18 protein-coding genes and 1 riboswitch are annotated in these 21167 nt (G+C 44.9%); of the genes, 7 read left to right on the forward strand and 11 right to left on the reverse strand.

Annotated elements, in window-relative coordinates; all coding sequences use genetic code 11:
* Nucleotides 1-12 precede the first annotated feature (12 nt).
* Complete coding sequence (locus ACLSSO_RS09675) at nt 13-648, forward strand: hypothetical protein (protein ID WP_295900790.1); 636 nt, start codon at nt 13-15, stop codon at nt 646-648.
* Here ACLSSO_RS09675 and ACLSSO_RS09680 read toward each other — a convergent pair.
* The 4 genes from ACLSSO_RS09680 to ACLSSO_RS09695 form a co-directional block, all read right to left on the reverse strand.
* Nucleotides 645-2219: a hypothetical protein gene (locus ACLSSO_RS09680; protein ID WP_413942642.1), complete on the reverse strand. Its 1575-nt coding sequence runs from the start codon at nt 2217-2219 to the stop codon at nt 645-647. The genes ACLSSO_RS09675 and ACLSSO_RS09680 overlap by 4 nt on opposite strands.
* Nucleotides 2220-2367: 148 nt before the next feature.
* Nucleotides 2368-2847 (reverse strand): hypothetical protein, encoded by a 480-nt coding sequence (locus ACLSSO_RS09685; protein ID WP_295900783.1) that lies wholly within the window; start codon nt 2845-2847, stop codon nt 2368-2370.
* Nucleotides 2840-2935: riboswitch (purine riboswitch) on the reverse strand. (Overlaps the previous gene by 8 nt.)
* Before the next feature lie 143 nt (nt 2936-3078).
* The gene (locus ACLSSO_RS09690) at nt 3079-4023 is read right to left on the reverse strand and encodes a hypothetical protein (RefSeq protein WP_295900780.1); all 945 of its coding nucleotides are present in this window, start codon (nt 4021-4023) and stop codon (nt 3079-3081) included.
* Nucleotides 4024-4052: 29 nt separating this feature from the next.
* Entirely contained in the window at nt 4053-5033 is a 981-nt protein-coding gene (locus ACLSSO_RS09695; protein WP_413942643.1) for a DUF4097 family beta strand repeat-containing protein, read from the reverse strand.
* Nucleotides 5034-5114: 81 nt separating this feature from the next.
* Here ACLSSO_RS09695 and ACLSSO_RS09700 point away from each other — a divergent pair, with 81 nt between their 5' ends.
* The 5 genes from ACLSSO_RS09700 to ACLSSO_RS09720 all read left to right on the forward strand — a co-directional run bounded on the left by ACLSSO_RS09700 (nt 5115) and on the right by ACLSSO_RS09720 (nt 13150).
* Complete coding sequence (locus tag ACLSSO_RS09700) at nt 5115-6290, forward strand: thiolase family protein (protein WP_295900774.1); 1176 nt, start codon at nt 5115-5117, stop codon at nt 6288-6290.
* 5 nt (nt 6291-6295) lie between these two features.
* A complete protein-coding gene (locus ACLSSO_RS09705) occupies nt 6296-6994 on the forward strand; it encodes a CoA transferase subunit A (RefSeq protein ID WP_295900772.1) in 699 nt (232 codons plus the stop codon).
* 2 nt (nt 6995-6996) lie between these two features.
* Nucleotides 6997-7653 (forward strand): CoA transferase subunit B, encoded by a 657-nt coding sequence (locus tag ACLSSO_RS09710; RefSeq protein WP_413942644.1) that lies wholly within the window; start codon nt 6997-6999, stop codon nt 7651-7653.
* A gap of 110 nt (nt 7654-7763) precedes the next feature.
* On the forward strand, nt 7764-8747 hold the full coding sequence (locus tag ACLSSO_RS09715; RefSeq protein WP_413942645.1) for a cyclic nucleotide-binding domain-containing protein: 984 nt from the start codon (nt 7764-7766) through the stop codon (nt 8745-8747).
* 140 nt (nt 8748-8887) lie between these two features.
* On the forward strand, nt 8888-13150 hold the full coding sequence (locus ACLSSO_RS09720) for a tail fiber domain-containing protein (RefSeq protein WP_413942646.1): 4263 nt from the start codon (nt 8888-8890) through the stop codon (nt 13148-13150).
* 48 nt (nt 13151-13198) lie between these two features.
* On the opposite strand, the gene pyk is transcribed toward ACLSSO_RS09720, so the two are convergent.
* The 5 genes from pyk to ACLSSO_RS09745 form a co-directional block, all read right to left on the reverse strand.
* Complete coding sequence (gene pyk, locus ACLSSO_RS09725; RefSeq protein WP_295900763.1) at nt 13199-14686, reverse strand: pyruvate kinase; 1488 nt, start codon at nt 14684-14686, stop codon at nt 13199-13201.
* A 4-nt stretch (nt 14687-14690) separates the two neighbouring features.
* Nucleotides 14691-16367, reverse strand: a complete 1677-nt coding sequence (locus tag ACLSSO_RS09730) for a hypothetical protein (RefSeq protein ID WP_295900760.1) — start codon at nt 16365-16367, stop codon at nt 14691-14693.
* 86 nt (nt 16368-16453) lie between these two features.
* A complete protein-coding gene (locus tag ACLSSO_RS09735) occupies nt 16454-17191 on the reverse strand; it encodes a hypothetical protein (protein WP_413942647.1) in 738 nt (245 codons plus the stop codon).
* Entirely contained in the window at nt 17188-17868 is a 681-nt protein-coding gene (locus ACLSSO_RS09740) for an outer membrane protein assembly factor BamD (protein ID WP_295900755.1), read from the reverse strand. The genes ACLSSO_RS09735 and ACLSSO_RS09740 overlap by 4 nt, the downstream gene beginning before the upstream one ends.
* Before the next feature lie 41 nt (nt 17869-17909).
* Entirely contained in the window at nt 17910-18623 is a 714-nt protein-coding gene (locus ACLSSO_RS09745) for a hypothetical protein (protein ID WP_413942648.1), read from the reverse strand.
* Between the two features lie 174 nt (nt 18624-18797).
* On the opposite strand from ACLSSO_RS09745, the gene ACLSSO_RS09750 reads away from it, so the two are divergent.
* Nucleotides 18798-19070 carry an HU family DNA-binding protein gene (locus tag ACLSSO_RS09750; RefSeq protein WP_295900749.1) on the forward strand — a complete coding sequence of 91 codons (273 nt, stop codon included), beginning with the start codon at nt 18798-18800 and terminating at the stop codon, nt 19068-19070.
* On the opposite strand, the gene ACLSSO_RS09755 is transcribed toward ACLSSO_RS09750, so the two are convergent.
* A complete protein-coding gene (locus tag ACLSSO_RS09755; RefSeq protein ID WP_295900746.1) occupies nt 19050-19478 on the reverse strand; it encodes a DUF4339 domain-containing protein in 429 nt (142 codons plus the stop codon). The two genes, ACLSSO_RS09750 and ACLSSO_RS09755, sit on opposite strands and share 21 nt — an antisense overlap.
* On the reverse strand, nt 19475-21106 hold the full coding sequence (locus tag ACLSSO_RS09760; RefSeq protein ID WP_295900743.1) for a ChaN family lipoprotein: 1632 nt from the start codon (nt 21104-21106) through the stop codon (nt 19475-19477). Before ACLSSO_RS09760 ends, ACLSSO_RS09755 begins: the two co-directional genes overlap by 4 nt.
* Nucleotides 21107-21167 lie beyond the last annotated feature (61 nt).

The following is a 21167-nucleotide window of genomic DNA, read 5'->3' on the forward strand; positions in this document are numbered from 1 at the left end:
GGAGGCTTTCCGATGAACCCTCGCCTTAAAAGCTCAAAAAAATGGACTGCATTTCCAAAAGAATACTCAGATCAGATTCAGGCCGTTTTTAAAGAAAATTTCGCTCAATATCTTGAAGAAGGTGAGCTCATCATTGAAGGTCGCATCTATACCGAAGAAATTATGCTTCGCGTCGGATACCTAGAAAAAGGCCGCCTGGCGCAAGCCAACTTCGAAGTTTCCATGAATTATTCTCAAGATGACGCCGACGCCGTTAAAAGAATCCACAACTGCGTGGACGCAGCGGCCAGCATGATGATGGAGTACTTTGAAAACGACGGCGAAGTGGACTTCCCCTACACTTGGAAAGAATATCCGTTCCAGGGTAAAAAACTTTATCTTCAATTCTCCACAGAAAATTCATCTTTAGAGGCGCAGGCCAATAAACTTTTGGGCGTCGACGAGGAGTCGCTTTATCACGATGAAGACGAGTCTGATGAAGATGCACTTTCTCGCGCGGAACAAAGCGAAGAGTTGTCACCTCCTCGTGATGAGGACGACGATTTTTCTGAAGAAGAAGATGATGAAGACGAAGAGTCCGACGATGAAGATCGCGGACCTCGTATGTTCAGCGGCAAAAAATCAAAAAAGAAAGACGATCTTCACTAGAAGACTTTTCCGCACGAGCCCACGCCGGTTGTAGCCATGACTTTCTCTTCAAGTTTAGAAAGTTCAGCCAACATCAACTTGCCTTGGGCTTTTGCCATTTTACGAAGCTGCATAGGCCCCACGGGCTTTCCTAGTTTTTCCAAAGCCTCAACCTGAGCCTGCAACACCGCTCTTAATTTCGGTGTCATCACGTCATTAAGAAACACAAAGAAAGCCATTTGCTTGATATTAATGGCATCAGGAATTTGATCAATCATACCGACTTTATCTGCATATTCTTTCGGAAGAATTCCTGAAGCCGCCATCTTTTTAAGAGCTTCCTTGTCGATGGGTTTTGAAGATATTAAATTCAAAATTTCAGAGACTCTTCTCAAAGTTTCTCGATTGTTTGCGACCTCACTTAAAAATGCATCCACGATCGCCATTTCAATACGATCTTGTGAGAGTTTTGAAACATCAATGCGAGCGCCAACAAGTTTAAACTCAGAATTAAGTTCCAGATCCCCTGGAGCCGGCACCTTATTCGTATTCATATTAAGAACTTTTAAAAGTTCTTCGCGACTTTTTGAAATCGGACTCCAGACAGATTGCGTGTAAGGATTTTGTGGCCCCGAAAAACCGCCACGCAAATACAATTCATAGGAAACAGCAGAACAGAACATCCCACGCTCATTCACATTTCCCGGAGTCATCGAGAAGTCATATTTGTAAGCCGCTTTGTTAAATGGATCACCACCTGTACGCTCATACATTTCTTTAATCATGTTTGCTGCACCCGCCTCGACTTTGTTTTGCACGGAGGTGTCCGAGCCCTGATAACGATAAATATACATGCGTGTCTTTGAGCCTTCGATATAGTCTTTGGCCATTTTACGAAGCTTCACACCGTCTTCAACGTCCGCTTCCGGCGACAGCAACTCACCTTGGCCGTCGATGTAAACCGGCGTTGAGTGAGAATAGATATGCGGATGGTCCATTGTTAAAGCAATAAAACTGGAGGAACCAAAGCCCGTGGCTTTAGACAGCACCACATCTCCAGTTTGCACTTGGAAACTTCTTAACGAGGCCGCTTTTGCAGAGCTCGATGCAGAACCGGCAATATTGATTTCTGTCGGAAAATTCGCAAATTTTTTGCTTCCAGCATACAGACTTTCCTCGGCAAGCATTTGCATCAAGAAGAGTGAATCCTGCCGGGATTTCATTCCCATGGATTTTTGTGCGCGAAGTTCTTGGCGTAACTCCAAAAGCAAAATGCCGAGATCACGATAGTCTTCCGCTGTTACAAGTTTTGCGGATTCCACCACTGTTTTGATACTTTTAAAAACATGCTGTTCATTTTTCGCCTGGGAAAGCGCGACCATTAAAGGTTCGCGCAACTCTTGAACACTGAAACCACTGGATTTCCCGCTCATCAAAAGCTTTGTCCAGGAGTCGATCCCGATATTTTCAAGCCCGTGGAGGTTTGTTCCTTGTGTCTCACTTTGAGGCATACGAACTGTCGACGCGTAGACTGGCACCGTCAGTGTTAAAGCCATCAACACGGAGAACGATTTTACAAAGGATTTAGACATAGAAAACCTCCATGGAAAAATGGAGATTCAAGTGCTACGCCAATGCTACTTCAGCTTGCGCTCTGTGCGCCCGACGCAAAAAAAGAAGCCCGCAACCTGTAATGGACTGCGGGCCAACCCCCTCGAAGAGAGATTTAAATTTTAAAAATTAAAGTGCTCTTACGCGAGCTTCGATCTCTGGAACTTCATCAAGGTGATTTTTAGCTTCCATGATGAGTTGGATCGCGTCTTTCTGAAGAAGACGGCCTGCTGCCATTTTCTCGCAAAGAAGAGCTTCCAATTGATCTGTGATTTGGTACACGCTTTCGTGTTGTGGCCACAAGTTTTTCACATCGTTAGCACCACCCATGCAAAGTGGGATATAGTGATCGATCTTGAAAGCTTGGCGCTTCATAGAGCGAGTTCTGTAACCAATTTGATCGTACTTTTGGAAGATGCCTGCTTTTGTTGATGAAGACACATCACGTTCGCAGTATTTGATTTTTTCAGGATAACGATAAGAATCAGGATGAGAACAAAGAACACCGGGGGTTAAAGCTGCATCCGGTCCCTTTGGAAAATTCTCACCAGCGTGAGAAAGAGTTGAACACAACAACACCGTTACGAAAAGAGCAGCGCCCTTAAACATTTCCCCTCCAAATAGACTGCCATTACGGTGGCAGGTAGAAACGTCAGACCAATCTCTGACTTATACTTGAGTAACTGCGGTTAGTCCTACCGATCAGATTTCTCATTTGCAATGAAAAATGTACGCGATCCAACGAATAACGCAGAGAGTTTAAGCCGTCAAAGGCATAAAAAAACCCTCTTAAGTTTATTTCTAAGAGGGTTTTAGAAAGATCATTCTTATATTTAAGGATTAATACTCGTCGTCTTCAACACCTGATCCACCGTTGTCGCCCATTCCACGGACTTCTTCGATGAAGGCACTTGTATCCTCTTCAAACTCGTTATCCTGTGCTGATTCGTCGATCTCAAGCTCTTGGATAGCAGCCAAGAAGTCTTTTTCCGTGCGAAGATCTCTGCGGATCATCTCAAGGAATTTATCTGGGTAACGGGAAGTCAATTCTTCCACGTAACGCTCCAATTTTCCATCAGCCAAGATCTTCTTACGAACTTGGATTTTCTTCCAGAAAAGAAGGTAATGATAACGGCAGTACGCATCCACAGCAGCGATTTGGTCGCAATCACGAGCGCGGCAGTAACGGCGGCCCTCAGCGTCTGTCAGAATGATTTCTTCATCTGTCTTTGGCTTTTCTTCGCCTGTCCACTCTTCGTCGACTTCGACTTCTTCGTCCGCTTCTTCAACGGCTTTGAGTTCCTCTTCGTACTCGCCAATCTCATCACCCATGAGGTCGTCATCGGCGATAAAATCGTCATCCAAATCGGATTCTTCTTTTTCCTTACCTTTGCCTTTACCTTTTTTTGCCGCTTTCGCTTCCTTTTTAGGAGCTTTTTCAGCAACAGCCGGTTGAGGAGAAGCCTTTTTCGTTTCTTTAACTTCCTTCGCCTCTTTTGCTTCTTTAGCAGGTTTTGCTGCAGGAGCTTTAGCAGGAGCCGCCGCCTTAGGAGCGACCTTCACCTCGGGCTTTTTCTTTACTTCAGGCTTTTTAGGAGCTGCCTTAACGGGAGCTTTTTCGGCCTTTTTCTTTACAACAGCTTTCGGAGCTGCCTTTTTAGGCGCTGGTTTTGCCGCCGCTTTCGCAGGAGCTTTTTTAGCAGGTTTTGCGGCCTTGGCCGCAGGCTTCTTTTTAACGATTTTTGCCATAATTTTACCTAGGGTGTTCTTTAACTTCAATTTCATGAATGAATCATTTAAAGAGGGGCGTCAACTCATTTCACTGAAATTGTGCCGTCTTGACTGCGCACAAAAATACTACCTCTTTGTGCGTCGCCCCGCAAGCGCCCACGAACACTTTTCTCTGCACTCAATTTAGTCACCTTGATTTCTGAGGGAACTAGGATCTCTCCTTCAGTTGTGAGCAAATTCAAAGACACGCCCGATGATGGCGGCGTTTGCACACTCACCTTTCCTGATTTCGTTTTCACGTCGACTTCCGAGTCCAAAAGCATCGTGATCGCGACAGCGCCTTCTTGATTTTGTCCTTCCATGCGGCCCTGGAACGCTTGAATATTCATCGTGCCTTTGCCGTTTTCAAACTGAATTGTACCGCTGCTCAAATTCACTTTGCTATTGGATTGCTGAGTCGAAAGAGACAGGAATCCTCTCACCTTTTCAATATTCAACGAACCCGCAAAAAGACTCGCGTCCACATCGCCTTGAACGTTTTTAAGAGCCATGGAACCCGAGTAAGAGTCCGCTGACACTTTGCCCGTATGATCTTGAATATTCACGTCACCTTTTTGCACGTACACTTGCAAGGAACCCGCTCCGCCCACGGAACTGACACGCCCTTGAGTCACGCTCACTTTCAAGTCTTTGCTCCATTTTTGTGCGACCACCGAGCCGCCGCGCAACTGAATGTCAGCAGGAATAGAAGGTCCCCAAATTTCAATTTTTTTCATTTGTGAAACGGCTTTGGGCAAGATGTTCAGCCAGGATCTTTTCCCGGCATATTCATTCATTTTCACTTCGATGATATTATCTTTTTTTGTAACGACAAAAACGCCCTCGGTGCCGGACTCTTCTACGCCCGATACTTTCAAAGAATTGCCGACCTGTCCCACAACCTGCACCTGGGCTTCTAATCCTTTGAGGACCAGACGATCTCCCTCTGCGACAGGGACTTCATAAGTGGCTGCCATAACAGGATGAAATAGAAGATGAGCGAGAATGATGCTGATCGCTGACATGCGTTGACCCCCTACAAGTTTGACTCTGTCGTTAAAATATAAAAAAGTATGCGGGCATTTACAAACTAATAGAGGTGAAAAATGGAAAATGTCGTAATTGTGAGCAGCGTAAGAACTCCTGTAGCAACGTTCCAAGGTGGTTACTCTACTCTTGCTGCACCAAAGCTCGGTGCAATTGCTATTAAAGAAGCTATTTCTCGTGCGGGTGTTTCCGCAAATGAAATCGACGAATGCATTATGGGTGAAGTTTTGACTGCAGGTGTTGGTCAAGCTCCGGCTCGTCAAGCGGCGTTGTACGCTGGACTTAAAAATTCAACTCCATGCATGACGATCAATAAAGTTTGCGGATCTGGCCTTAAAGCTGTGATGTTGGCGGCAGATTCTATCGCCCTTGGTAATACAAAAATCGCCGTGGCTGGTGGTCAAGAGAACATGACTTTGGCTCCGCACTTGCTTGAAAATTCTCGCTCTGGTTACCGCATGGGACCGACACAAATGACAGACTCCATGATCAAAGACGGTCTTTGGGATCCGTACAACAATTTCCACATGGGTAATGCAGCAGAGATCTGTGTAAAAGAACATGGCTTCACTCGTGAAGAACAAGATGCTTTCGCGATCGACTCTTACAAAAAAGCACAAGACGCCTGGAACAAAGGCCTTTTCAAAAATGAAATCGCAGCCGTTGTTGTTGAAGGCAAAAAAGGCGCTGTAACAATTGATAAAGATGAAGAGCCGTTCAATACAAACTTCGATAAAATTCCTGGTTTGAAACCTGCTTTCGATAAAGCGGGAACAATCACTGCGGCGAACGCTTCTAAAATCAATGACGGAGCTGCGGCTCACGTTTTGATGGCAGAAAGCGAAGCGAAAAAACGCGGCATCAAACCTTTGGCAAAAATCGTAGCGCACGGAACATTCGCGCACGATCCAAAATACTTCACGACAGCTCCTGTGGGCGCGATCCGTGGTGCTTTGAACAAAGCCGGTCTTAAGATTGCGGATATCGATCTTTGGGAGATCAACGAAGCGTTTGCAGTTGTGACTCAAGTGGCGATGAAAGAACTTGAAATCCCAGCGGCAAAAGTAAACATCCACGGTGGTGCCGTGGCTATCGGTCACCCGATCGGTGCTTCTGGCGCTCGCATCTTGGCCACTCTTGTTCATGCTCTTCACACACACAATAAGCGCTATGGTCTTGCAACTTTGTGCATCGGTGGCGGTGAAGCTGTCGCCTTGATCATTGAGAAGGTTTAAGCCTTATGAGCAAAAAAGTCTTTAAAGATGCAAAGAGTGCGCTCTTTGACGTTAAAGATGGAATGACTTTGGTTCTTGGTGGATTCGGCCTTTGCGGAATCCCCGAGAATTGCATCGCCGTCTTGCGCGACATGGGCGTTAAAAATCTCACTTGTGTTTCTAACAACGCCGGTGTGGATGATTTTGGTTTGGGTCAGCTTTTGCAAAACCGTCAGATCAAAAAAATGATTTCTTCTTACGTGGGCGAAAATGCTCTTTTTGAAAAACTTTACATGAGCGGCGAACTCGAATTGGAATTCTGCCCTCAAGGAACTTTGGCAGAGCGTATTCGCGCCGGTGGTGCGGGGATCGCTGGTTTTTACACGCCGACGGGAGTAGGAACTTTGGTTGCTGAAGGAAAAGAAATCAAACAATTCGACGGACGCGATTACGTTCTTGAGCGTGGAATCAAAGGCGACTTTGCTTTCGTCAAAGCCTGGAAGGGCGACAAGTTCGGAAATTTGATTTTCAGAAAAACCGCTCGCAATTTTAATCCGATGGCCGCAACAGCGGGTAAAATCACCGTGGTTGAAGTTGAAGAGTTGGTTGAAATTGGCGAACTCGATCCAGATCAAGTTCACACTCCGGGCGTTTACGTGCAACGTATCTTCCAAGGTACGAATTACGAAAAACGTATCGAGCAAAAAACGGTGAGAAAGGATTAGTCATGCCTTTAAACAGAGAACAAATCGCTCAGCGTATTGCTCAAGAAGTTGAAGATGGTTACTGCGTAAATTTGGGAATTGGTATTCCTACTTTGGTTGCCAACTACATCCCGAAAGACAAATTCGTTATGTTACAAAGCGAGAACGGTCTTTTGGGAATGGGGCCTTTTCCTCGTGAATCCGAAGTCGATCCGGACCTTATCAACGCTGGAAAACAAACTGTGACAGCTCTTCCGGGAGCCAGTTTCTTTTCAAGCGCTGACAGCTTTGCGATGATTCGAGGTGGTCACGTGGACCTCACTGTTTTGGGTGCGATGGAAGTTGATGAAACTGGCAGCATCGCGAACTGGATGGTTCCAGGCAAAATGGTGAAAGGTATGGGCGGCGCCATGGATCTTGTTGCGGGCGCTCGCAATGTGATCGTGGCCATGCAACACACGGATAAAGAAGGAAACTCTAAACTTCGCAAAAAGTGCACGCTTCCTTTAACAGGTGTGAACTGCATCAAAAAAATCGTCAGCGATTTCGGCGTGATCGAAGTCACACCTCAAGGTTTTGTTCTGAAAGAGTACGCTCCAGACTTAACCCCTGAGAAAGTTCTTGCGGCCACAGAAGGAAAGATGACAATCGCTCCTGACTGCAAGCCCATGAAATTCTAAGATAACAACAACCCCGATCTTAGGTCGGGGTTGTCTCGATATAATCCCATCCTATTGCCGCTCTCCCTTTTTTGATGAGATAATAAATTTCAATCAAGAGAGGTCCGCACGTGGCTGAAGCTAAAAAAATCGCAAAAGATACTTATTTGTTTCGTGATGGCGATGCACCTGATGCTATGTACATCATTAAATCCGGAACTTTTGCGGTTACAAAAACCAAAGGCACTTCCGAAGTCGTTCTTGCAGAAATCAATGCGGGTGCGATGGTGGGAGAAATGGCTCTCTTCGACAACAAACCTCGCAGTGCCAATGTAAAGGCGACAAAAGATTCTGAAGTGATCGCTCTCCCCTATGAGTCTCTGACAAAACAAATGGATCAGCTGCCTGTGTGGGTGCGCGCGATCATGAAAACGCTGAATGAAAATCTGCGTGAGGCGAATAAGAAAATTAAAATTCTTGAAAACGCCAACCCTGATGAAGAGCGCTTCCCGCCTCATATCGTGAATAAATATATTTCGATCTTAAATCTTGTCGGTCACAAATATGGAAAACCGGAAGAAGGCGGCGGTGTTAGTTTTTCTTCTGTTCTTCTTCGCAACTACACAATTCAAATTTTCCAGGAAGCCACCAACAAAATGCAAAGCGTGGTGAATGCTTTGACGGATCTCGGTTATATCGTGCAAGAAGACCGTGGTGATGGAACTCAGAAAATCATCAACTCCAAACCTCAGGAACTTTTTTCTTTCGTGGATTGGTATAACGAGTGGCTCTTTAAACAGGAAAAAGACCGCTTGCCGGCTTTGACCGATGGCGAAGTAAAAGTTCTTAATGGAATTCTTTTATTCGCGCGCCGAGTGGAACCTAACAACAAAGGTTTCCGCAAAGTGAATTTGAATGATGTACAAAATGAATCCATGAAAGAAACAGGAAACCTCATTCGCTCTGACGACGTGAATCCTTTGATTGAGAAAAAATATCTCACAGAGAAGATCATGGATGAGCAAGGCGTCTACATCATGATCTCTTTGGAGGACGTGGAATCTTTGGCCCGCAACTGGACTATCGTTAATAATCTAAAACGAAAGCTCAGATAAAAGGTCGAGAGTTTCTCAAACTGAGACGTTGCTTGTGAAAACTTGGCAAATATTTAATGAGTTTTCCTCTATAAGCGCTCGAATCCATTCAAAAAAAGATCCGTAAATACCGATAAGTTCTCTATAAAACGGAGAACTTTATGAACGTAACCGGAAAGTTCCTGCAAAAATGGATCATTGCGACCGTTGTTTTTCTTTCGCACTCCATAGCTTTTGCTGGCATCGGCCTTACCTACCAGGGAAGAATTTTAAAACCTGATGGCACTCCATTGGATTCCAGCAACGTTCGCTTCACAATCGAAATTAAAAGTTACAACGACTGCCTTCTTTATCAAGAAACACAAACCGTCAACCTCGCTTCTTCTTCTGGAGTTTTCTCTTTAAACATCGGTTCTGCTCCAGCGCCACAGATTCATAACTATGTTGGCTCTTCACTTAGTTCTGTATTTACAAATCGTGGAAGCTTTACGGGGCTTTCCGGTTGTACGGGCGGAACTTATTCTCCGAATGCAGATGACGATCGTAAAATTGTCGTGAGTTTTGAAGATCTCACACTTTCAAGTCCGACGATTGAAACTATTCCTTCACAAAATATTTCTTACGTTCCTTTTGCTATCGAGTCTTATCAAATCTCTGGATACACTTCACAAAATCTTTTGCGCGTCAGTGATGGCACAGTAGCGCCTTTAACTGTAGCCAACTTTAATGAGTTGATGGATTTGATCAATGGCTCCTCGACCCAGTACATCACTTCAGCAACAAACGGAGTCACTTCCATTGCATTCTCGCCGAGCGATTTCACCGGTGGAACGATCACATCTACAGGCTCTGTCGCTTTAAAAGACGTTGTGACTGGCGGTACAAAAGGAACTGCAACAAAAGTTCCGCAAATCACATACGACAACAAAGGTCGCATTACGGCTGTGACAGAGGTAGATATTTCTGGAATTCCTGCAAGCGGAGCCGCCGGCGGGGATCTTACTGGCACTTATCCAAATCCTACTGTGGGTGCTGGAAAAATCGACGAATCTAAACTTGCCGACAACGCCGTGACATCCGCGAAAATCAAAGATGGCGAAATTGTGAATGCCGATATCTCTGCAACAGCAGCGATTGTCGACACAAAACTTGCAACCATCGCAACAGCTGGAAAAGTGGCAAACTCGGCAACAACGGGCACGTCTGCAAATACACCAGACACTTTGGTTTTACGTGACTCTAGCGGTGACTTTTCTGCGCGCAATATTTCTGCAAATCAAATTAACTCCAATGAAACTTATGCGACCGATTTATATATTCGCAATGCTTCAAACAAGACTGTGAAATTTAATTTAGATCCGGCGGCAGCGGCGAACTTCTCAGTTGTATGGCCAACAAACGCCAGCAGCGCTGGAAAAGTTTTATCTAACGACGGAAGCGGAAATCTTTCGTGGGTTGCCGCCAGTGCGGGCTCTGTGACTTCCGTCACTGCGGGCACTGGTCTTAATGTGGGTGCGGGTCCTGGGGGAACGATCACTTCAGTGGGCACACTCAATGTCAACGTCGGCACAGGAGCGGGCCAAATTCTTCAATTGAATGGTTCTTCGCAGATTCCTGCTGTGGATGGAAGCCTTGTTACCAATTTAAATCCTGCAAATTTAAGTGCGGCGGTTCCCATTAACAAAGGTGGAACCGGACAAACAACAGCGCAAGCCGCGTTTAATGCTCTAAGTCCTTTAACGACTAAAGGTGATTTAGTCACCCGTGATGCGACAAATAACATTCGTCTTCCTGTCGGAGCAGATTTTAAATATCTGCGCGCCAACTCAGCAACGACTTCAGGCCTTGAATATGGAGATGTCTCCGCAACTGAGATCGCGTCTTTAAGCTCAACAGGTATTGTGAAACGCACCGGAGCTGCAGCCTACACAACTCTTGGCGTGACAGCCCCTCTCGTTGATACGGGAACTAATATTGGTCTTAGCATTGGCAATGGTCTGACAACAAACTCCGGAAACCTTGTTGTTGATGCAGGAACGGGAGCCAATCAGATTCCACAACTGGATGGCAGTGGAAAATTAAATCCTTCTGTTCTTCCGACGGGAGCTGCCAGCCAGTGGGTCACTTCGGGATCAAATATTTACTATAATGCAGGAAACGTCGGTATTAAAACAGCGACACCTTCAGCTCCTCTGAATATCACGAACTCGACAAACACTTCCATTTTACTCGGTGATTACGTCGGCAATGGAGTGAACAAACACGAGTCTTTGGCGCAAGCTCCAGCTTATGATTCTGCGACGGATAAAGTTTATACTTTGATTGGTGGTAACTCCTATTTGGACCGCGATGAAGTTCTTGTGGGTGGTAGCACGAATATGTCTACACAGGCCGCCGCTCAAAACATTATTTTTTATACAACACCAACTAAGAATACCACTCTCGGCACAGAAAGAATGCGCATTGATCGCAACGGTAACGTAGGTATTGGCACAAACAATCCGACGGAAATGCTTGAAGTCGCTGGACGAGTGAAAGGGACGGAGCTTTGTATCGGAACAAACTGCCGCAGTGCTTGGCCTGCGGGCGGCGATTTACTGGCAAACGGTACAGTTCCAATGACAGCTCCATTAAAACTTGCTGACGGTACTGCTGCGAACCCGAGCCTCGCCTTCAATTCAAGCCCTAACACAGGTATCTATCGCTCCGCCGCCAACGAATTGAGCATTTCTACGGCATCTACAAATAGATTCACAGTTCAATCAACTGGTTATATTTACGCTGGAGCCGCACCAACTTTTCCTGCTGTCTTTACAGTGAAATACCCGACTCCTTATTTAACCATCGAAGACTCCAACGACACCGGTGTGGCAGCAACAGCGGGCGTAAGTCTTCGCGACTCGGCAGGAACGGAGTACGGTTTCTTTGGCGACTCATCTCCAGCCAACAATGACATTCGAGTTTTCTCAGGAAATGGCCTCGGCCTGACTTCAGGAAATGCGCCGACAACATTTACAGTGAATGGTTCTGAAAGAGTTCGCATCGATACCGCTGGCAAAGTGGGTATCGGCACAACGACTCCAGGTTATACATTGGACGTGAATGGTTCGTTCAATGCGACTTCCATCAATATTGGTGGAACGGCATTCAATCCCGGAGCGTATGTTGACACTTCAACAAATCAAACAACAATTGCCGGAAACAAAACTTTCACAGGCACTCTCACAGCCAGCGGCGCAGGCACGGGACTTTCCGTCACAAATAATATGACTGTAGGTGGAGTTGCAACGGCCGCGGGCTTTGCTTCCAGCAGTCTTGGTTCTGCAGGTTCACCTGCTTTCTCTTTTGTTTCAGATCCTAATACAGGTATGTATTCTCCAACGGCGGATGCATTGTCTTTAGCAACAGCCGGCACAGAAAAAGTGCGTGTAACCTCTGCGGGAAATCTTGGCATCGGAACGACAAATCCATTGGGTAAATTTGTTGTTTCAAAAAGCGGAGCTGAAGGCCTTGAGATCTGGCCGGGTGATTGGCCAGGCGGAGCCACAGGCATCTCTTCATACAATCGCAACACGAGCGCCTACAATGCTCTACAAATTGATGCCTCTACAATTTCTCTCGCTCCTGGTGGCCTTGCAACCAGTGGTCTTAACGTCACAACGACAGGTGTGGGTATCGGGTTAACAAGCCCCTCAGCTAGATTGGATATTACGACAGCGGGATCTAGCGCGAATGAAACAGGTTTCATTCTTAGAAATCCTTCGACAGCGGCTTACTCTGTAACAAATATGGATTTTTATACCGGAGGAGCTTGGAAGAACTCCGTCTGGACAATGCGGAACAATACGGGCTCCGGCGGCATTTTCGGAATCACTCTTGCTGACTCTACAGGAGCAGCTCAAGAACGCTTCCGCATTATGGATTCCGGAAACGTGGGAATCGGCACGACCTCGCCTTCCGAAAAATTAGAAGTCGCGGGAAATGTTAAAGCGACAGAGTTCTTGTATACTTCAGATGCGCGTCTTAAAAAAGACGTCGTGACTTTACCTGAAGCTCTTCAAAAAGTTTTACAGCTTCGCGGTGTGAACTTCACTTGGAAAGCAAACGATCAAAAGACCATGGGTTTCATTGCACAAGAAGTTGAAAAAGTTTATCCAGAACTTGTGCGCACCGACTCGAGCTCAGGATACAAAGCCGTTCAATACGGAAATATCGTCGCCGTCTTAGTCGAAGCTCTTAAACAAGAACATCAAGAACGTATTGATGCTCAAAACCGTTGCGAAGCTCAAGTAAAACAAGTTTCGCGACAAGTAGCCAGCGTACAAACTGAAACAGAAGCTCGCGTGCAAAAACTTGAAAAAGAAAATCAGGATTTGAAAGCGCGTCTTGAAAGACTTGAGAAAGCTCTCTTGAAGCAAAAATAGAATCTTCGAGAATTAAAAACTAAAAAAGGGAGCTTTAAGCTCCCTTTTTTATTCTACATTTGGAATAGTCTGACATCTTAAAGGCAACTGGCTGTCAGGAAGTTTTGAGTACTGCTCCCCGTTCACCGTATGCACATAGATTGAATTGGTTTTTGCACCTTGAGCAATCGGCTGTCCCAAAGTTAAAATCACGCGGTCGCCGGTTTTTGCTAAACCATGAGTCACCATCAACTGATCAACCTGAGTAAGAATATCTTCCATCGTTTTATAAGATTTAATAACGTGAGTTTGAATTCCCCACATCATTTCCATCGAATTTAAAACATCCATATGCTGAGTGATTGAAATCACACGCGCACGCGGACGGAAGCTTGAAATTATATTCGCTGTTTTACCTGACGTTGTAAGACAGATAATTGCTGTTGCATTTAATTTCAAAGCGCTCAACGAAGCACTCGCTGCAATCGCTGCCGGCGCACTTAGGAATTCATTCTCGAGAGAAATTTTGTAATACTCTTCCTCGTTGTTTTCCACTTCCGTGATAATTTCGTGCATCGTACGAATACATCTAAATGGATACTTTCCACTTGCTGATTCCGCTGAAAGCATCAACGCATCTGAGCCGTCCAAAACGGCATTGGCCACGTCGGTGATCTCGGCTCTTGTTGGACGAGGATTTTCAACCATGCTATCAAGCATCTGTGTCGCCGTGATAACCGGTTTACCTAACTGGTTACAAACCTGGATGATACGTTTTTGGAACCCCGGCAAACGGCTTTGCCCGACTTCCACTGCCAAATCGCCTCGCGCCACCATCACTACGTCACTTAAACGGCAGATCTCTTCAAGATTTTCTAGAGCTTCCACCATTTCAATTTTCGCCACGATTTTCGCTGAAGATTTTTTAGCTTCAATCAATTCACGAAGTTTACGAATGTCACGGGCGTGACGAACAAAACTCAACGCTACATAATCCACTTTGTTATTAAGACCGAATTCAAGATCTTCAAGATCCTTCGGCGTCATGCAGTCCACTGGCAGATTTACGCCCGGCAAGTTCATACCTTTGCGGTCTTTTAAAATTCCGCCATAAACCACTTCAGCATCAACTTCTTCTCCACGCACTTGAAGCACCTTCAGCTCCAAAAGACCATCATCAAGAAGAATTTTAGTGCCGATAGAACAAGCCAAAGGAAGTTCTTTAAAATCGGAAGGAATTAGACCCGGTTTTCCTAAAACCGCCGCCGTCGTAATCACAACCTTTTCGCCAGGCTTGATTTCGATAAGGCCGTTTTCAAACTTTCCAACACGGATTTTAGGTCCTTGCAAATCTTGAAGAATTGCCACAGGAGCTTTAAGTTCCTGGGTCAGTTTGCGAAGACTATGAATCACTTTGAGGTGATCTTCATGGCTTCCATGGGAAAAGTTAAGGCGAGCCACGTTCATGCCCGCCTTGATTGCTTTTTCTAGATTTTTTTCATCACGAGTCGCAGGCCCGATTGTGGCCACAATTTTTGCACGACGATCCGCTAACATTCCTCTACGCCTTCCTGCTATATGAACTCATCTTCACAGATAAGTTTTGCATATCTTCCTGATGGCGTCTATTCATTCTATCCAACTGATCTTGGTGTGATTCGTTGAGTTGAGCAATTTTAGCTTCATACTTCATAGCCAAAGACTCTTTTTCCATCTTGGCAGCCTTCTCGCGATCACCAGAACGTTGCGAATATAGATTCTCAAGGCGTTTGATCTCTCGATCTTGACCTTCTTTCAACTGAGCCAACTTGTCCTCATAGTTCTTCACTGTTTGTTCAAGCTTGGAGTTGAAATTGGTTTCCATATTTCTAAACCGCTCCGTCATAACTTTATTCGTCGCAACTTGATCGGCGACGGTTTTATCGCGATACACATCCATGCGGTCCATGTAGTTTGTTTTCATCGTCTCTAAAGAGTCCGAATAATACTTACCCATTTGATCTTGGTTCTTATTAGTTAGATCCAAAATCTTTTGCACACGACCCTCGGCATTGTTAGAAACCTGGGTCACCTGATCCTTATGCTGTTGAATCAAGTTCTCGCGCTCTTCACGATGACGGGCATTCATAATACTCACCTGCGATTTATTTTCGCGGTCGGCATTACGCAAAAGCTTGCTATTTTCATCCAAAACCTTACCGATACGTTCATCGTTAAGATCCTTCATATGATCCACGGCATTTTCACGTTGTTCATTCACCAAATTCATGCGTTTTTCATACGCATTTGTAAGGTTGCGACGCTCAATTCCGCGCAAACGTTCATTCTTAGACATTTCATTATTAAGCTTACTGCTTAAGCGCTGAATCTGACTGTCGCGGGAACGAATTTGCGAATTCACACGATCATTCACAGAATCACGAAACTCTTCGTTTTGAGAGTCGATGGCCGCTGTTTTCTGATCTAAAGCATTTTCATACTTACCACGGATCGCCTCACGCTCTTCGTTCATAATCATTTGCTTCATACGAATATTGTCGCCGAACTCTTCATTCTTATTGTTCACGGTATCGACATATTTTTGCGACCAACGAGCGTTATCAGCTTCACGCTGACGCTCACTGGCGTTCAACCGAGATTCGTAAGACTTACGCATTTCCCGTGCATTACGTTCTTTTGCTTGCGACATCTCCTGATAGCTATTCAACATCGCATCTTTTTCTTTTTCATGCGCATCATTCAACTTGCGCGCGTTATTTTTAATAGCTTCTTGGGATTTAAGACGGTTTTCTTCAGCGGCATCGCGGAATTGTTGGTCACGAGACGCAATCTCATTGTTCAGCTGGCTTGTGACGTTTTCACGTTGCGACTCAGACACTTCTTTTTGCTTACGAAGAGCCCCTTCGTAACTTTCTTTTTGAATTTGACGGGCGTTGTAAGCGTCTTCTGTTTTATTGCGCAAAGCTTCGCGGTAGGTCTGACGAACCTCTTCAATCTTGCGATTGTTTTCAAAGTCTTTGTCATTCATAGTTTCGCGATTGCGGTCTTTCAATTCCGCGATGCGATCTTCATAATTTTCAGTGATATTACGGATTTCGTCGTTATGACGTTTTTCAAGACGCTTGATTTCCGCGTTACGACGTTTGGTGTTTTCACTTTCGCGATTCTCATACTCTTCACGAGTTTGGCGAATTTGTTCGTCCTGACGCGAGCGATCCGATGATGAAATAGAAGACATCCTATCCTCCCAGACCTCAGATTAACATGAGGCCTGACAAGAAACTTCAATTCACATTCATGGGAATTTAAAATTAAGACCGAAGTCTAGCGTTCAAAGACTCTTTGGCGGTAAAGTTCTTTCACCTGGCGGCGCTCTGCTTCCAGACGTTGCTTTTTTTTCTCGACGATCTTCTGCTTTGCAAGCTCAGACGCGATTTCACGCTGAACCACAGTTTTGTAAATCAAACTGCTTTTTTCAGTAAGGTCTCCCCAATTGGCGCGCAAATGAGTGACCTCTTTCACGAAGTCTTCTTTGCTTCCGCGATATAAAGAATTCCACAAAGGAAGATGATTTTTCATATCAATGGGTTGGATCATACCGTAACTAGAAACACCTTTTGAGTTCATTCCGGAAATCCAAAATTCAAAACCTTCAGGAACTTCCAAGGACTTTCCGTCACGCAAAGTCACCGTTAACGTCGCGTCAACATTACGAATCAAAACCTGATCACCTTGTTCAACCACCCAGTACTGTCCTTGACTGGCTTTCAAGCTGCCATAAAGCGTTTCGACTTCGACATTCGCTCCTTTTTCTATCCACAAGGCGCCTTTAACAAAACGCCATTGCGTATTAGAAAGGCGAACCAGTGTCGCTCCTTCGCTGGCGTGAATTTTTAAGGAATCTTGAAGAAGATGAAATCCAGAGCCCGTCACCTGAATCGCACAAGTCTCTTTTGATTTAAGACAAGCCGACGGCTGCTGCATCACTTCGCCAGAAGCGCGCACTCGGACTTCCATTTGAAAAGCTAATAAAAAGAGTGCTAGACGAACCCACTTTTTCATCGGTACTCAACACTTTGCGCAAGTTTTCTAGCCTGCTTCTTGAGGTCTTCGTTTTTGAAGTTTTTAGAAACAGTTTTATAGATCTCAGAGGCTTCTTCTGTTTGATTGTTCAACTCGCTGATTTGACCCATTCTTAAAAGAATAAATCCCGTCAAATCGTGCTGTGGAAACTGAGTCACCATATTGTCGATTTCAGTAAGACTGCTGCGGAAATCTTTCTTTAAGAAGTAGCTCTCAGCAATAAAGAAATGCGCCTCAACACCATGCTGAGACAAAGGGAATTTATCTAAAAGACCGTTAAACTCTTTGATCGCTTTGTCATAGTCTTTATCGTTAAAGTACTTCTTTCCCTTTTCATAGAGAACCGCAGACAAATCAATAGCATCTTCACTCGCTGGCGATCTTACGACCGCCGCAAAATTACGAAGCTCATAGTTTGCTTGAAGTTTTTTATCATCAGGAAGAACTTGGGCGACAGACTGCTGAAAATCTTTTAACTGATAAGTTAAAAGAGCATTGTTAAACTTCTCTTTTTCCACTTGTTTTTGCAATTGAGCCAAGCGCAATTCGTACTGATCGTGACCATTAAAGTGTCCAACAAAGCCCGCATAAGCAGCCATGATTCCTACTGTCAGACACAAACAGAAAACAACGAATAAAGAGTTTTGATTCTTCATGTCTCACTTATCGGCAAAAACCGATAAAAATTGAGACTGTTTTATTTTGAGACAGCCTTCTGGTCATAGGTATAGACCGCTTCCGCATCGAGATCCTTCCACTTCCCGTCCTTCAATTGCTTCGGAGCCACCCGGCCTTTCATCAACATCAACTTTTTATCCGACTGCGCATACCACAAGAAAATAGGATCCACCAAAGCGGCAATAATAAAACTTGTCGGTTTCATGCGAAGCTCCATCCACTTATCGCCGCCTTTTTCAACTTCACCCATTTTTTGCAAAGTAAAACCCACCGTTTCAAGACGATCCCAAACAGCGAAGCGGACGTCCATCCCTTTACCGGTGTTTAATTTATCCCAATTCTCTTTGACAAAAGCGTTAAAGTTGGCTGTTGAAAGAAGAGGGCCTTTGATTTTTTCTTCGGCGTTTTTCTTCTTTCCTTTTCCTTCGTACTCAAAGCGAATCAGATCTCCATCAACAACGAAGCGTCCTTTTTCTTGAGTCTGCCCTTGATTGATTTCATAGCGTAGAACTTGCGCCCCTTTAACCACACCGTCTTCGCGAACGACTTCTTTCCCATCGATATCTTTATAAGTCGCCTTACTGTGGATACCGTCATCCTGAGCGCTTAACTGCACGTCCAGAGTGTAAAGTTTTTTCGCCTGATTGGATTTCAAATCATAAAGTGTTGCACTTGTGGTTGCGTCTTGGGCAAAGCTGAACAAAGGCATGAGAAGCGCAATAAGAACTGTCACTGCAAACCTCCAGGATGTTTGTCTATATTAAAGAAGCGTACCTTAAAAAGATCCATGATACTTAACATTAATAAGCTTTTCTGCATCACATCCTAGACTGCGCACCAGCATTTATCTTGACCATCTTCGCTCAGAATTCTAGGTTAGGATTCTTTGAGTTAAGGACAAGTGCCCATGAACAAAGCTCAGTTGGTTGAACTCGTTGCTGAAAAAACAAAGACTACCAAAAGCCAATCAGAACAAATCCTCGATGCCACACTTAAAGTTATTCAAGAAGCCTTGAAAAAAGGCGACGAAGTGAAGCTTGTGGGTTTCGGCACTTTCTCTCGCAGCGCCCGCAAACCACGCCAAGGCCGTAATCCTAAAACCGGTGAAACGGTGAAAATTCCCAGCGCCTATGTTCCGCGCTTTAAACCGGGAAAAGATTTAAAGGACGCTCTCAACTAGTGCTGCAAATTCGGGTCTGTCTTTGATACGACACCAACCGCTGAGACCCGACTTCCAAACATACTGCTGACCATTCACAGAGTGATTTTGCAAGGCCTCGCGAATTTCGCGAACTGAAAAAGGGCCTTCTTGCAAAACACCTTTGCCATCGACGGCAGGAACTAAAAGAACCCATTCTTTTTCGTCTTCAACAATATCTTGCCCCTGCATGAAAGCTTGAGTTGCCGGAAACAACGTGACTTCAAAAACACCCCACTCACAAGCCGGCCTCCATGAGCCATCCGCATCATTTGAAATCAAATCGTAAGGACCCACCTCTCCGCGATGAATACGCGCGCGCATTTCTTCAAAACTCAAAGGACCTTGCGGTTTTAAATTCAGGTTGTAGTACCAAGAAACGTTCTTCATAACTTTTCCCTTTTACTATGAAACGGCGCTGGCAATGACTCAATAACTTCTAAGAGATCATAGTATGCCACGTTAAATCCGCTGCCATCCACTGACTTTTTTAGAAAATTCACAATCGTCGCAGGAGAAATCATTTTTTTTCGATATCCGCCATAGAGTCTTTCACCCAACATTCCACCCAGAAGATTTGCGGCCAAGACATAGCTCCACTTTTTACGTGGATTTGCCTGCAAGCGATGTTGAGGCACACCGGTGATCACCATGAGCTCATGCATTTTCTGCGCAAGAGCCAATTGCAACGCCTCTTTTCCCAGATCCGAAGGTCCTCGTGAAGACAAACTGGCTTTGATGTCTGCAACGGTATCTGTTTTTCTTTTGTGATTGATAATTTTCGAACCAAAATAAGCGACACCCTCAAGCCAGATAAATCCAAAAAAATCTTGCGGCATTTCGGTTAACAATCTTTTCGTCCCGCTACTTTGCGCATGCACATAGCGCATCGCTAAAGAAGCCGCATGATTGACCGTGCCGCGAGCCAGATAGGCCGCGCCAATTTCCGGCAGATAAAAAGACATTTCTTCCGCGATTAAAGATTCAATCCAACGAAGTTTTTTAGCGTCATAATGCTCGCGCACCTGACTCCAAAACGAGGTGTCGCGAGCGGTATAGACTGACAAATTCGCGTCGGTCACCGGCAGCCCTAATTCCTCAGAGATGATTTTCACATAACGACCCACATGATCTGTGTAATCCAAAAATGAATCGTCGTCGTCGTCATCATCGTCATCAAGTTCCACATCGTAAGCCTGCTCAAGATACATGAGGTAGTTCTGCCATTTTACCCACGGAGGCACACTCATCAGGCAAAATGTATTCTGGGAAATACGCACAAGATCTGTGGTCGCCTCAAGTTCACGATTGAGGAGTTGAAAATAAATCTGTTCGGCGTTCTGAAAAATACGCAGAATTTTCTTTCCAAAAGATCTCCCCAGATTATTTTCGATTTCTTTTGGAATGTGCGAGGACGCCAAATGCAAATCACCGTAAATCACAAAAACCAAATGCTCTGGATTCTGACGAATCAATTCGGCGATTTTTTTCCCGGCAAAAACATCACGAGATTTTAAAGTCGCAGCGTTGCGTTTTTTATAGCTCTTATTTAATCCCTGCACAGAAATCTTATGTTTCTGTGCCCATCGCAACAAGGGACGATAATGCTCCCAGGGAAATCCCCATTTGCTTTGCCATTGAACGGATTTTAGAAATTCCCGCTCAGAAATTTTGCCAGAGAGGTATTTATTGATTTTCTCCTGATCTGCCGCCTCAAAAAACTCAACGGCCAAAATAATTTTACGATCCTTCGGAATATGGCGCAAAATTCGAACTTGGGCTTTTTGCGATTGATGAAGCGCGTGAAAATCCCCCACCATGACGACTTGGGATTGAGCCATTTGCTCCCACAAGGCTTCTTTCGTTGAAGCGGTCCATTTTTTTGAGAATTCCTTATCATAGACCTTGTGGTAGTGCATCAACTCGGGAGTGTCCTCTCCAAGTCGATGACGAACCTGCTTTCTCATTTGCAGGTAAAGATCTTTGCGAATGCGTATCCACTTCTGTAAGTCGTTCAAGCTGTCTTCCTTGATAGCGTCTACCGATTTTTACATAATTTTGATTGATTTCAAACACGAA

Origin of the sequence: Bdellovibrio sp. HCB-162 (genome assembly GCF_047344985.1) — a bacterium.
Lineage (GTDB): Bacteria > Bdellovibrionota > Bdellovibrionia > Bdellovibrionales > Bdellovibrionaceae > Bdellovibrio.